Raw genomic sequence first — 13330 nt, 5'->3', positions numbered from 1 at the left:
GCGATGAAAAAATATATTAGCCTAATTATTGGACTGTGTTTAGTTATTCTTTTAGCAGCGTGTGGAGAAAAGTCAAAAGAGGATGTAGTTAGCAAACTAGAGAATATGGCTGAAAAGATGAACACTTACCAAGCGCAAGCAGTGATGACATTATCAACAGGTAAAGAAGATCAAGTGTATCGCATCGAAGTGGCACATAAGAAAAAAGACTTCTACCGAGTTTTGTTGAAGAATGAACAAGATGAAGGTAATAGTCAAATTATATTACGCAATGATGAAGGTGTGTTTGTTCTAACACCTGCTTTAAATAAAAGCTTTAAGTTTCAAAGTGAGTGGCCTGCTAACAACAGTCAGCCATATTTATTACAATCATTAATTAAAGATGTGGTTGATGACAATGAAGCGACTTTTACACAAACAGAAAACTATTATGTGTTTGAAACGAAAACAAGTTATGAAAGCAATAGTAACTTGCCATATCAAAAAATATACTTTGACAAGAAGTCTTATGCACCAGTATTAGTAGAGGTAATGGATCATGATAAAAATACGTTAGTTACGGTAGAGTACGCCTCGTTCGAAATTGACCCAGAATTGCCTGATGATACGTTCAATATGGAAAAGAATATGACTGCGAGTGTATTAGGGGTACCGGTAATGGCCCAGGAAGATCTGCCCCAAGATCTAACTGTATATTATCCTGCTGACCAATTAGGTGCCGAGTTAGTTGAAGAGAATCAAATGGATACAGAAAATGGGAAACGTGTGATGTTATCATATGAAGGGGAAAAGAATTTTACGATTATTCAGGAATTAGTGACAACATATCCAACAAGTACACAATCCCCTGAAATGGTAAATGGTGAACTAGTTGATTTAGGCTTTACAGTTGGTGCAATGACAGAAGCCTCACTGGAGTGGCAATATAATGGTGTGAATTATTATTTAGCTAGTGAGCAATTAACGAAACAAGAGTTAATTGAAGTGGCCACATCTATATATGCGCAAGCAGAAAAATAATAACAAAGCAGACTTATAGCGAGTCTGCTTTTTTTTGTTAGATATATTTCTCATTATACTGTTTATTTTCCTTGATGTATAATAAGGAGACAGCAATTATATGAGAGGAATTAGATGATTTATGGATAAGTTTTATCGAGATTCTTGGGTAGAAGTTCAATTAGCGAATATTATTTATAATATACAACAATTAAGGAAAAGGCTAAGTGCGGGAACAGAAATATATGCAGTTGTTAAAGCCGACGCATATGGTCATGGAGATATAGAAGTTGCACATGCAGCATTACAATCAGGTGCCAAACGTCTTGCTGTTGCGACTTTAGATGAAGCAATTGCACTTAGAAATAAAGGGATTGAAGCACCGATTTTAGTGATGGGCTGGGTTCGGCCAGAGTATGTTATGGTAGCAGTTGATTACGGAGTAACAGTTACCTGCTATCAAAAAGAATGGCTGGAAGAGGTCATTTCACTCCCCTTGTCAAACCCTGTTACTGTTCATTTGAAATGGGATACAGGTATGGGAAGAATTGGAATTAGGGGGAAGGATGAATTATTAGAAGTATTGCCATTGCTTAAGAATAACAAAATTAACTTAGAGGGTATATTTACGCACTTTGCAACTGCTGACGAGGAATCAACAGCACTGTTTGAGCACCAGATTAACTGTTTTGAAGAGCTGCTGCAAGTTTTCCGAGATAATTGGAGTGAAAAAGTAATCCTTCATACAGGAAATAGTGCAGCGAGTATGCGTTTTCCAGAGAAAATGTTTGACTATGTACGGTTTGGTGTAAGTATGTACGGTTTATATCCATCTAAAGTGGTAAAAGATGAAAGGCCAATCGACTTGAAACCTGCCTTATCTCTGCACAGCAGATTAGTTCATGTGAAAAAAGTCGATAAGGGTTCGACAATAAGTTATGGTGCAACATATATAGCGGAAAAAGAAGAGTGGATAGGAACAGTACCTTTGGGTTATGCTGATGGTATAAGGAGAGCGTTGCAAGGTGCAGAAGTATTAATTAATGGGTGCAGATGTGAAATAATCGGACGTATATGCATGGATCAGTTTATGGTTCGTTTGCCAAAAAAAGCAAGAGTTGGGGATAAAGTAACTTTGATTGGGACACAAGGGGAAAGCGAAATTGAAATGGATGAGCTTGCTGAAAGATTGAATACAATAAACTATGAGATTGCATGTATGATTAGTTCGCGAGTTCCACGAATATATGTTGGAGAAGTGTGACATAATGAATCTAGTGTAAAAAAGTTAATGAATTTGTTGAAAATCCCTTTGCAATGCCTTCGTGGAATGGTATGATATTAGTGGATTAATATTTTAGGCTTGTCAATGTTTGTGGAGGTGTATGGTTTTGTCCGAAGACTTACAAGAAGTTGCTGTAAGATTACCTAAAAACCTGCTGAATGAGGTGGATGGCTTGATGAAGAGTGAAGATAGTAATTTAAGTGATTTTATTTGTCAAGCAACAAAAACTTACCTGCGTGAAAAGAAAAAGCGCCATATTCAGGAGTCGATGCAGAGAGGCTATATGGAAATGGCAAAAATTAATCTAAACATTGCTTCAGAAGCTTTCCAAGCTGAAGAGGAGGCTGAAATTACACTTGAGCGCTTAGTGAGCGGTGGGGTGTAGGTTTTGATTGTAAAAAGAGGCGATGTATATTTCGCCGACCTTTCTCCTGTTGTCGGTTCTGAACAGGGTGGTGTAAGACCAGTTTTGGTTTTACAAAATGATATTGGTAACCGCTTTAGCCCTACTGTTATTGTTGCGGCTATTACTGCGCAGATACAAAAGGCAAAATTACCGACACATGTAGAAATTGATGCGAAAAAATACGGTTTTGAACGGAACTCAGTTATTTTATTAGAGCAAATTCGTACGATTGATAAACAAAGGCTGACTGATAAAATAACCCATCTGGATAGTGTGATGATGGAAAAGATTGATAAAGGATTAGAAATTAGTTTAGGCTTAACTGAGTTCTAATGCTTTATTTCTTCTGAGTAGTAATTATAAATCACCTGTTAATCAGGATAAAACAGAAGAGGTCACCCTTGTCGGACAAAAGACAAGGGTGATTTCTTTTACAATTGAGAGTAAAGAATATGGTGCACGTTATAAGAGAAATTAATTCTTTTGCCCTAACCCGGCAGTTTTAAGGAAAGTCATTATAAGGTAAATATTACTCATTTAGGCTAAATTAATCGTAAAATGTCACAATATCATGTAAAATTAAGTTATTGAATAAAATTGATAAATTTGCGGAGGTAAGTAATATGCCAGAATCTTTACGTAGAATTGTGGTAGAGAATAGTGACAGTATTTCTAAAAGTTGGCTGGAAGAAATATCGAAGAAAAGGGAAGATGACTATATTTCGAATGTTTCTGAAGAGTTATATCAGACAACCAATAGAGAATTTGTTAATGTAATCTTTTCTAGTATTAATCGACAACGCAATACAACAGCTTTAACTGATTTCTCGGAAAGATTAATCAATTTCGGATGGCCGTTAAGTTATATAACAGACGGATTACAAACCTTCCGTCGCGTGACAATTGATTTTATTTTATGTCAATCCGAAAAAATTGATTCAGAAAGTTTATCAAGAATATTAAATGTTGTAGATGATTGGGTAGAACCAATTATTAATCAGTTAGTAAATGAATATACAGGAAGCTGGGAAAATACTGTTTCCCTCCAAAGACTTGCATTACAAGAATTATCTGCACCTTTAATTCCAGTAATGGAAAATATAACCATAATGCCTCTTATTGGAACAATTGATACAGAACGAGCGAAATTAATTATGGAAAACCTGCTGGAAGGTGTAATTAAACACAACTCTGAAGTTGTATTAATCGATATTACAGGAGTCCCAGTTGTTGATACCATGGTTGCACACCATATTATTCAAGCAGCTGAAGCCGTGAGATTAATTGGAGCAACATGTATTCTTGTCGGGATTCGACCGGAAATTGCTCAAACTATCGTTAATCTAGGTATTGATCTAAGAAAATTCCCAACGAAAAGTTCGTTAAGAAAAGGGTTTAATACTGCACTGAAAATAACAAACAGAGAAGTTATAGAGATAGCTAACGACAAAGACAAGGAAATAACAAGTATTTTAGATTCATTAAAATAAGGAGGTGCTTCGAATGAGAATACCAATATTAAAGTTGCATAATTATTTATTGGTATCAATCCAAATTGATCTTGATGACCAAACTGCGATTGAATTTCAAGAAGACTTACTAAACAAAATACATAAAAGTGGCGCAACAGGCGTGGTTATAGACCTAACCTCTGTAGATATTATAGATTCTTTTATTGCCAAGGTGCTCGGCGATGTCGTTTCAATGTCAGATTTAATGGGAGCGAAAGTAGTTTTAACAGGTATTCAACCCGCTGTTGCAATGACTTTAATTGATTTAGGTATTCATATGCAAAATGTTCCGACGGCGCTTGATCTAGAACAAGGATTGATAAAACTTCGCCTGGAATTGGAGGAGTGACTATGTCGAAAACTCAATCCAATGTACAAATAAAGAAAGAGTGGGACATCGTTGGAGCGCGGCAAATGGGACGAGAGAAAGCGAAAGAGCTGGGTTTTGGAACTGTTGATCAAGCGAGAATTGCTACTGCTATATCAGAATTAGCCAGAAATATTTATCTATATGCGGAGACTGGCACAATTACTTATGAAATTGTCGGCGACCTGAATAAAATTGGCCTGAAAATTATTGCCAGTGATGATGGTCCAGGAATATCAGATATAAGTAGTGCCATGGAAGATGGCTTTTCTACATCTGGAGGATTGGGCGCAGGTCTTCCTGGTGTAAAAAGATTGATGGATAATTTTGATATTGAATCGGAAGACGGCAAGGGAACAACAATCACTGCAATCAAATGGGTTCGGAATTAAGTTACTTTCGTTTTGCTTCCTAAAAAATATAAACGGAACTAGTATTGCAGAACAAGGTGTAGCTAGGAGGTAATTAACATGGGACCCTTTCGTTTCAATTCGGACAATTATCGAAAGTTATTAGAACGTTATATTGCAACAGAAGATGAATCTTCCCTTTATCAAGCTGAGCAATTTAGTAAATTATCAATGCAAAATAATATATCACCAGAAGAAATTATAAATATTCATATCCAATCACTAAAGGAACTTTATCCAGACTTGCCAAAGGAAATTGATTCTTCGCTAAATTTTCTGTTAGAAACAATGATTTCATATGGTCTGGCTTATCAGGAATTCCAGACATTGAGGGAGAAACAAGGGAAATTAGAGTCTGAGATATCGGTTGCTGCTAATATGCAACAAACATTATTGTCAACACACAAACCTGAAATCGTTGGCTTAGATATTGGTGCAATAAGTGTACCTGCAAACATAATGAATGGAGATTACTACCATTTTGTGACAGATGAGAATGGGAATTTAGGTATAGCGATCGCGGATGTTATTGGTAAAGGAATACCTGCAGCGCTTGCGATGTCTATGATAAAATATTCTTTAGATAGTTTTCCGGAAACCCAACGGAATCCGAGAGTGATTTTAGAAAATTTGAACAGAGTTGTGGAAAGAAACGTGGATACAAGCATGTTCATTACAATGTTTTATGGCCTGTTTCATGCGGAGTCTAATTTACTTCAATTTGCTTCTGCCGGTCATGAGCCTGGTTTTTATTATAGTGCAAAGAAAGACGAGTTTTTTGAAATTAAAACTAACGGATTAGTACTCGGTGTAACAAATGATACCACCTATGAACAATTCGATATCCAAATGGAGAAAGATGATATTGTTATATTATTGACAGATGGGGTAACAGAATGTCGAGTTGGTGAACGATTTATCGAACCCGATGAAGTGTTGCAAGTGATTAGAAATTATATGCACTTGCCTGCACAAGAAGCGGTTGAACGTGTGTATAGGCATTTTGAAAAGTTACAAGATTTTCAATTAAGGGATGATTTTACCTTGATCTTCCTGAAAAAATGAGTTTACAGTAAATTAAAAAGGGTATAGTGTGTTAAGTGACTTATATTTATGCTCATATTTCGAAGTATACGTTACACTCTATGAAATTTTGTATTGATTATATTAGGGGGTATAGCACGGTGAATTTGAACATTGAGATTAATGATCAAGGGCTGACTCAATCATTGAAGTTAGCAGGAGAGATTGATGCATATACAGCACCAAAGTTAAAGGAAGCGCTACTGCCATTAGTTAAAAAAGAAAATGTAACAGTACTTGTAGACTTAGAACAGGTTAATTACATGGATAGTACAGGCTTAGGTGTATTCATTAGTGCATTGAAAGCTACGAAAGAATATGACAGTAAGCTTAAGTTAGTTTCTTTACAAGATCGTGTATGGCGTCTGTTTGAGATTACGGGATTAGAAAATATTATGGATATTGATTCAACTGTACGAGGTGGGAAATAAAATGGAATCCTTTGACTTCATCGAAATGAAAGTGCCGGCAAAAGCTGAATATGTAGGAGTAGTAAGGTTGAGTACATCAGGAATAGCAAACCGTATGGGGTTTAGCTACGAAGATATTGAAGACTTAAAAGTAGCAATATCTGAGGCGATGTCCAATGCAACGACCCATGCTTATGAAGATAGAGATGGTGGGGAAGTGACAGTTGGGTTTGGGCTTTATGAAGATCGTTTAGAAGTAATGGTTGCTGATCGTGGGGAAAGTTTTGATCTGAAGCGGATAAAATCAGAAATTGGCCCATATAAAAGTAATCAGTCTGTCGAAAATCTAAGAGAAGGAGGCTTCGGACTTTTTCTCATTGAAGCATTGATGGATAAAGTAGAAATAAAAAATGATTATGGAGTAATTGTATTAATGACCAAATACCTCCGTGAAAATGAGGTGGATATCAATGACGACCAAATCTCAACCACACCATGATCGTGAGGATGAGATTTACCAATGGATTAGAGATTTTCAATTAAATCCTGATGATAAAGAGATTCAAGAAAAAATCGTCTTGACCTACGAGAAACTTGTTAAATCATTAGCAAGAAAATATGCGAAAAATAGTATGATCTATGAAGATTTGGAGCAAGTAGGCATGCTCGGTTTGTTAGCTGCGATCAGAAGGTATGATCCAGACATAGGTAAATCCTTTGAATCATTTGCCATTCCTACGATTATTGGTGAAATTAAAAGATTTATTCGGGACAAGACATGGAGTGTCCATGTGCCAAGAAGAATTAAAGAATTGGGTCCAAAGATTAAAAATTCGATTGATGTTTTAACAACAGAAAATCAAAAATCGCCAACAGTGAAGGAAATTGCAGAATATATAGGAGTTTCCGAAGAAGAGGTTCTTGAAACAATGGAAATGAGCCAGAGCTATAATGCGTTATCCGTTGACCGTAAATTAGAAGCGGATTCTGATGGCAGTGAAGTATCCATTCTTGATCTTATCGGTAATCAAGAGAAGGGTTATGAAGATATTGACAGACAATTATTACTTGAGAAGATTTTGCCAATCCTGAATGAGAGAGAGCAACAAATTCTCCAATATACTTATTTCGAAAACAAAAGCCAGAAAGAAACAGGCGAATTGTTGGGGATTTCACAGATGCATGTATCAAGAATCCAAAGACATGCATTGAAGAAGCTGCGCGAAGCATTACAAGCAGAAAATATGGAGGCCACGCGCTAATGCAAAATAGTCAGTTAGTGGATGTATCGGTCTTTCAAAAAGCGAAAAGCGGAAACTATTATTGTGGCGATAGTTATTTTTATCACGAAGAAGATGGTACATTTATCTGTGCGTTAGCAGATGGACTTGGTAGTGGAGAATATGCGAAAGAATCTTCTCAAATTGTAGTAGATACAATTAAAGCAGATAGTAATATGCCCATAAAATCACTGCTGCACAAATGTAATCAGAAGTTAATAGGGAAACGTGGTGTAGTATTAGGGATTTTGCAAATTAATTTAGAAGATGAGAAATATTTTTATTCGTCTATCGGTAATATTGGCTTAATCACTATAACATCGGAATCACTCAAAAAAAGGAATATACCGCAGCCAGGTTATCTGAGTGGATATGATCGCCCTTTTAAGGTATTGGCAGGTACAGTTGAACAAGACATGATCTTTATAATGTTTTCAGATGGTGTCACATCGAAGGAAATAGCTAATCCAAATCTATTTCACAAAGAAGTAAGACATATAACAGATACATTTTCCTATTTATTTCAGCAAAAACTAGATGATGATACAACATTGATTGCAATGAAGTATAGAAAAGAAACCTCCTGATTAGTCAGGAGGTTTCTTTTACGAATATGGATAGTTTTGATAAAATAATGAAGATGAGAAAGAGGAGGACTAAATGTGCCAGATAAACAATCTTTAATAAAATCAGTTGCTGAAAAAGCGAAGATTAAGATATCCTCGGTAAAAAGTGTTATTGAATTACTAGAAGAGAGTAATACGGTACCTTTCATTGCCAGATATCGTAAAGAACAAACAGGATCACTGGATGAAGTGCAGATTAAGGATATTCAAGAAACATGGAATTATGTGAACGCTCTTGCTGACCGGAAATCAGAAGTTATCCGTTTAATTGAAGAACAGGGTAAGCTAACCCCTGATCTAAGACAAGAAATCGAGCAAGCTGCACAACTGCAAAAAGTAGAAGACCTTTACCGCCCGTTTAAACAAAAACGGCGCACAAGAGCGACTGTGGCGAAAGAAAAAGGGTTAGAGCCATTAGCTGAAAAGATTTTTAAACAAACAGGTGTAAAGTTATTATTACATGCAGAAAATTATTTATCAGAAGAGCATGAATTACATACGATAGACGAAGTTTTAGCTGGTGTACAAGATATAATTGCAGAATGGATAGCTGACGAACCTGGATATCGTGAAGCAATTCGAGAGCAATTTCACCAAAAAGGAATGATTAAATCCGCTGTCAAAAAAGAGGAACATGATGAGAAGAAAGTATATGAAATGTATTATAATTACAGTGAACCAGTTCGCTCGATTGTGTCCCATCGGGTTTTAGCATTAAACCGGGGGGAAAAGGAGGAAGTATTAAAGGTTTCCATTGAAGCTCCAACAGAGGTAATACTGGCATATTTGCAAAAACAAGTTATTTTAGACGGAGTTTCAACAGATATCCGTGAATTTTTGCAATTAACTATTGAAGATAGCTTTAAACGATTAATACAGCCATCTGTAGAAAGGGAAGTTCGTTCCAGTTTATCAGAAAAAGCTGAAGCGCAAGCAATTGATATTTTTTCTAAAAACTTAAAAAATTTACTATTACAGCCACCTCTAAAGGGGAAATTTGTCCTTGGTGTCGACCCTGCATTCAGAACAGGCTGCAAGTTAGCCGTAGTAGATGATACAGGGAAGGTCAAACAAGTTGATGTTATTTATCCAACAGCACCAAAAAATGATGTGGAAGGTGCAGAAGCAAAGGTTCTAAAGTTTTTGTCAGTTTATCCAGTTGAGTTAATCGCGATTGGTAATGGGACAGCATCAAGAGAAACAGAACAATTTATTGCAAATACAATTGAAAAAAACAAGTTAGACGTTGCCTATATCATCGTTAATGAAGCTGGTGCAAGTGTATATTCCGCATCGAAACTTGCGAGAGAAGAGTTCCCGGACCTGCAGGTGGAAGAACGCAGTGCAGTTTCTATTGCGAGAAGAGTACAAGATCCATTAGCGGAACTGGTGAAAATTGATCCAAAATCAATTGGGGTTGGACAGTACCAGCACGATGTTAGCCAAAAGCAATTAAATGAATCATTATCATTTGTTGTCGAGACTGCAGTCAACCAAGTTGGCGTTAACGTAAATACAGCATCTGCTTCGTTATTGCAATATGTATCAGGGCTAAATAAGACAGTTGCTAATAATATTGTCAAGTATAGAGATGAGAACGGGAAACTATCCAGTAGAAAAACGTTAAAGAAAATTCCGCGTCTTGGCAACAAAACATATGAGCAAAGCATTGGATTCCTTCGAGTGATAGATGGGGAAGAGCCGTTAGACCGGACACCAATTCACCCTGAAAGTTATGTGGCAACAAAAAGCTTATTAAATGAGTTGAAGTTTACATCACAAGACCTGGGGACAGAACAACTGAAAGCAGCTCTTCATCATGTTGATGTAAAGCTAGCCGAGAAATTGGATATAGGTATACCGACCCTGGAGGATATAATAAAAGCATTAATTAGCCCGAATCGTGATCCGCGGGATGATTTACCTCAACCATTATTAAAGAAAAGTGTCCTTTCTATGGAAGATTTGCAAGAAGGTATGGAATTGCAAGGGACTGTGCGCAATGTCGTTGATTTTGGTGTGTTTGTAGATATAGGTGTGAAACAAGATGGACTTGTTCATATTTCAAAAATGTCCAATCGATTTGTAAAACATCCAATGGATATTGCTTCTGTTGGGGATGTTGTAACAGTTTGGGTAGATCAAGTGGACCAGCAAAAACAAAGAATAGCTTTAACGATGGTTAAAGAATAATGAAAAGTGGCTTTTCGGATGAAAATAAACGGAAAGCCACTATTCTTCAAGTTGATTACAGTAAAAGAACCAACATTGATTAAGTACTCGAATTTGCTGCTTGTTTTTATGCAAAAAAGCGCCAGTAAGTTGTCTTTTAAGCCATGTGGGCATAGTAATCCCTCCGTTGATTGAAGACAATAATGGATTTTATTATTATAGTATGATCAAATAAGTAAGGTGTGATAAATTGGTTTTACCTGATCAAGAAGAGCTATATACACTCGTTAATAGTATATCTAAAGAATACTTTCATAAACCATATCAAGATAAAGTCGTTTTTAACAGCAGACTCCGAACAACAGGCGGAAGATATCTTCCTTCAAAAAGATTGATTGAATTGAACCCTAAATATATGATTGAATTAGGTGAAGATGAGTTTATTGGTATAATAAAACATGAGCTGTGTCATTATCATTTACACATCGAAGGAAAAGGGTTCAAACATAGGGATAAAGAATTTAAAGAACTCTTAAAGCGGACAGGCTCACCAAGATATTGTAATTCACTGCCATCGATGAGAAAGGAATATAAACATGTTTACCAGTGTGTTGACTGTAAGCATGTTTATCGAAGGAAGAGAAAAATTGACCTTAAGCGATACAGATGCGGGAAATGTCATGGAAAACTGACACTTAACAGATAAATTAATATATTTTATAGAATTCTATTGACTTAAATATTAAAAATGTGGTAAGTTATATTAGCTTCGTTTTTGAAGACAATATTTACACCAAACAAATTTAAAAAAGTTTGAAAAACACATTGACAATTTGTTTTGGATGTTATATTATATTAAACGTCGCTGATAAAGTTATTACATTTATTCCACAGTAGCTCAGTGGTAGAGCAATCGGCTGTTAACCGATCGGTCGTAGGTTCGAGTCCTACCTGTGGAGCCATGGAGAAGTACTCAAGTGGCTGAAGAGGCGCCCCTGCTAAGGGTGTAGGTCGTGTAAGCGGCGCGAGGGTTCAAATCCCTCCTTCTCCGCCATTGTATTTTCATAATGGCCCGTTGGTCAAGCGGTTAAGACACCGCCCTTTCACGGCGGTAACACGGGTTCGAATCCCGTACGGGTCACCAATCAAATAATATGGTCCGGTAGTTCAGTTGGTTAGAATGCCTGCCTGTCACGCAGGAGGTCGCGGGTTCGAGTCCCGTCCGGACCGCCATCTTTGTTGGGCTATAGCCAAGCGGTAAGGCAACGGTTTTTGGTTCCGTCATGCGTTGGTTCGAATCCAGCTAGCCCAGCCATTTTTATTGCATTTGTTAAGATCTAATAATTCGTCAATGTAGACGAATTTACTATTCAGATAGTTTGATCGATATTTCACAAATTATCATTAAGCAGATGCGTGCAGAAGAGCCATTAGCTCAGTTGGTAGAGCATCTGACTTTTAATCAGAGGGTCGGAGGTTCGAATCCTCCATGGCTCATCCATGAAGTTATGGATGGATGATTACTATCATTATCCTATTCTATTGATTTTAAATGATAGTATGCGGTAAATTTACTTACCCTCCATGACTCGACATATATCTTCTACTGATATCTTGCGGTCGTGGCGGAATGGCAGACGCGCTAGGTTGAGGGCCTAGTGGGAGTTAATCCCGTGGAGGTTCAAGTCCTCTCGACCGCATAAAAAATAATATAAAAAAGTGTTGACATAACCGAGCGCTTTGTGTTATATTAGAATATGTCGCTTCAACAAAGCGCCCGTAGCTCAATTGGATAGAGCGTTTGACTACGGATCAAGAGGTTAGGGGTTCGACTCCTCTCGGGCGCGCCACACCGGGAAGTAGCTCAGCTTGGTAGAGCACTTGGTTTGGGACCAAGGGGTCGCAGGTTCAAATCCTGTCTTCCCGACCAGTCGACACATCATAAAAAAGCATATTACATTCTTAATGCGGGTGTAGTTTAGTGGTAAAACCTCAGCCTTCCAAGCTGATGTCGAGGGTTCGATTCCCTTCACCCGCTCCAATAAATGGGCCTGTAGCTCAGCTGGTTAGAGCGCACGCCTGATAAGCGTGAGGTCGGTGGTTCGAGTCCACTCAGGCCCACCATTTATACAATCGATCATTGAAAACTGAACAAAACAACCAGTATGAAATTTAAGTAAGAACAAGCTAGCTTATAGAAGCGAGCAGATCAAATTGGCACTTCCATGTGCATATTTTATTGAGAGTTTGATCTTGGCTCAGGACGAACGCTGGCGGCGTGCCTAATACATGCAAGTCGAGCGCGGGAAGCAAACAGAACTCTTCGGAGGGACGTTTGTGGAACGAGCGGCGGACGGGTGAGTAACACGTGGGCAACCTGCCTGTAAGACTGGGATAACTCCGGGAAACCGGGGCTAATACCGGATAACACTTTTTCTCTCATGAGGAGAAGTTGAAAGGTGGCTTCGGCTACCACTTACAGATGGGCCCGCGGTGCATTAGCTAGTTGGTGAGGTAACGGCTCACCAAGGCAACGATGCATAGCCGACCTGAGAGGGTGATCGGCCACACTGGGACTGAGACACGGCCCAGACTCCTACGGGAGGCAGCAGTAGGGAATCTTCCGCAATGGACGAAAGTCTGACGGAGCAACGCCGCGTGAACGAAGAAGGTTTTCGGATCGTAAAGTTCTGTTGTTAGGGAAGAACAAGTGCCGTTCGAACAGGGCGGTACCTTGACGGTACCTATCGAGGAAGCCCCGGCTAACTACGTGCCAGCAGC

At 38.0% G+C, this 13330-nt stretch carries 15 protein-coding genes, 11 tRNA genes and 1 rRNA gene; 26 read left to right on the top strand and 1 reads right to left on the bottom strand.

The features are described 5' to 3' along the window. The first annotated feature begins 3 nt into the window (after positions 1-3). From ACFOY7_RS03025 to ACFOY7_RS02965, 13 genes are all read left to right on the top strand, one after another. Positions 4-1020, top strand: coding sequence for a LolA family protein (locus ACFOY7_RS03025; RefSeq protein WP_390249249.1), 1017 nt, complete (start codon positions 4-6; stop codon positions 1018-1020). A gap of 121 nt (positions 1021-1141) precedes the next feature. Then, positions 1142-2263 carry an alanine racemase gene (gene alr / locus ACFOY7_RS03020; RefSeq protein ID WP_390249247.1) on the top strand — a complete coding sequence of 374 codons (1122 nt, stop codon included), beginning with the start codon at positions 1142-1144 and terminating at the stop codon, positions 2261-2263. Positions 2264-2384: 121 nt separating this feature from the next. Next, positions 2385-2669, top strand: a complete 285-nt coding sequence (locus ACFOY7_RS03015; protein ID WP_089739879.1) for a CopG family ribbon-helix-helix protein — start codon at positions 2385-2387, stop codon at positions 2667-2669. Positions 2670-2672: 3 nt separating this feature from the next. Beyond that, the gene (locus ACFOY7_RS03010; RefSeq protein WP_390249245.1) at positions 2673-3023 is read left to right on the top strand and encodes a type II toxin-antitoxin system PemK/MazF family toxin; all 351 of its coding nucleotides are present in this window, start codon (positions 2673-2675) and stop codon (positions 3021-3023) included. A 290-nt stretch (positions 3024-3313) separates the two neighbouring features. Then, positions 3314-4180: an RsbT co-antagonist protein RsbRA gene (locus ACFOY7_RS03005; RefSeq protein WP_390249243.1), complete on the top strand. Its 867-nt coding sequence runs from the start codon at positions 3314-3316 to the stop codon at positions 4178-4180. Positions 4181-4193: 13 nt separating this feature from the next. Then, positions 4194-4550, top strand: a complete 357-nt coding sequence (locus ACFOY7_RS03000) for an STAS domain-containing protein (protein ID WP_390249241.1) — start codon at positions 4194-4196, stop codon at positions 4548-4550. A gap of 2 nt (positions 4551-4552) precedes the next feature. Next, complete coding sequence (locus ACFOY7_RS02995) at positions 4553-4960, top strand: anti-sigma regulatory factor (RefSeq protein WP_390249239.1); 408 nt, start codon at positions 4553-4555, stop codon at positions 4958-4960. Between the two features lie 78 nt (positions 4961-5038). Then, positions 5039-6043 (top strand): PP2C family protein-serine/threonine phosphatase, encoded by a 1005-nt coding sequence (locus tag ACFOY7_RS02990; protein ID WP_390249237.1) that lies wholly within the window; start codon positions 5039-5041, stop codon positions 6041-6043. 119 nt (positions 6044-6162) lie between these two features. Then, entirely contained in the window at positions 6163-6492 is a 330-nt protein-coding gene (locus ACFOY7_RS02985; protein WP_390249235.1) for an STAS domain-containing protein, read from the top strand. 1 nt (position 6493) lies between these two features. Beyond that, positions 6494-6970, top strand: a complete 477-nt coding sequence (gene rsbW / locus ACFOY7_RS02980; RefSeq protein ID WP_390249233.1) for an anti-sigma B factor RsbW — start codon at positions 6494-6496, stop codon at positions 6968-6970. After that, positions 6942-7733, top strand: a complete 792-nt coding sequence (gene sigB, locus ACFOY7_RS02975) for an RNA polymerase sigma factor SigB (RefSeq protein ID WP_390249231.1) — start codon at positions 6942-6944, stop codon at positions 7731-7733. The genes rsbW and sigB overlap by 29 nt, the downstream gene beginning before the upstream one ends. Then, complete coding sequence (locus tag ACFOY7_RS02970) at positions 7733-8338, top strand: SpoIIE family protein phosphatase (RefSeq protein ID WP_390249229.1); 606 nt, start codon at positions 7733-7735, stop codon at positions 8336-8338. Before sigB ends, ACFOY7_RS02970 begins: the two co-directional genes overlap by 1 nt. A 75-nt stretch (positions 8339-8413) precedes the next feature. Then, a complete protein-coding gene (locus ACFOY7_RS02965; RefSeq protein WP_390249227.1) occupies positions 8414-10570 on the top strand; it encodes a Tex family protein in 2157 nt (718 codons plus the stop codon). A 39-nt stretch (positions 10571-10609) separates the two neighbouring features. Here ACFOY7_RS02965 and cmpA read toward each other — a convergent pair whose 3' ends face one another. Then, the gene (gene cmpA, locus ACFOY7_RS02960; protein ID WP_390249225.1) at positions 10610-10723 is read right to left on the bottom strand and encodes a cortex morphogenetic protein CmpA; all 114 of its coding nucleotides are present in this window, start codon (positions 10721-10723) and stop codon (positions 10610-10612) included. A gap of 76 nt (positions 10724-10799) precedes the next feature. Between cmpA and ACFOY7_RS02955 the strand changes: the two genes are divergently transcribed. The 13 genes from ACFOY7_RS02955 to ACFOY7_RS02895 form a co-directional block, all read left to right on the top strand. Continuing rightward, a complete protein-coding gene (locus tag ACFOY7_RS02955) occupies positions 10800-11255 on the top strand; it encodes a SprT family protein (RefSeq protein ID WP_390249224.1) in 456 nt (151 codons plus the stop codon). 181 nt (positions 11256-11436) lie between these two features. Beyond that, a tRNA-Asn gene (locus ACFOY7_RS02950) sits at positions 11437-11511 on the top strand. 1 nt (position 11512) lies between these two features. Next, positions 11513-11603 (top strand) — tRNA-Ser (locus ACFOY7_RS02945). 15 nt (positions 11604-11618) lie between these two features. Then, positions 11619-11693 (top strand) — tRNA-Glu (locus tag ACFOY7_RS02940). 12 nt (positions 11694-11705) lie between these two features. Further along, positions 11706-11782: transfer RNA gene (locus ACFOY7_RS02935), tRNA-Asp, on the top strand. A gap of 7 nt (positions 11783-11789) precedes the next feature. Further along, positions 11790-11864, top strand: a tRNA-Gln gene (locus ACFOY7_RS02930). A gap of 109 nt (positions 11865-11973) precedes the next feature. Next, positions 11974-12046 (top strand) — tRNA-Lys (locus ACFOY7_RS02925). Positions 12047-12165: 119 nt separating this feature from the next. Beyond that, positions 12166-12249, top strand: a tRNA-Leu gene (locus ACFOY7_RS02920). 73 nt (positions 12250-12322) lie between these two features. After that, positions 12323-12399 (top strand) — tRNA-Arg (locus tag ACFOY7_RS02915). 3 nt (positions 12400-12402) lie between these two features. Then, positions 12403-12479, top strand: a tRNA-Pro gene (locus ACFOY7_RS02910). Between the two features lie 37 nt (positions 12480-12516). Next, positions 12517-12590, top strand: a tRNA-Gly gene (locus tag ACFOY7_RS02905). Between the two features lie 6 nt (positions 12591-12596). Further along, positions 12597-12673: transfer RNA gene (locus ACFOY7_RS02900), tRNA-Ile, on the top strand. Between the two features lie 111 nt (positions 12674-12784). After that, positions 12785-13330 (top strand): 16S ribosomal RNA (locus ACFOY7_RS02895); the annotation flags it as partial.

It is taken from the genome of Gracilibacillus xinjiangensis, assembly GCF_042651765.1.
Lineage (GTDB): Bacteria > Bacillota > Bacilli > Bacillales > Amphibacillaceae > Gracilibacillus > Gracilibacillus xinjiangensis.
The sequence above is the reverse complement of the archived record's forward strand: the minus strand, read 5'-3'. Positions and strand labels throughout refer to the sequence as shown.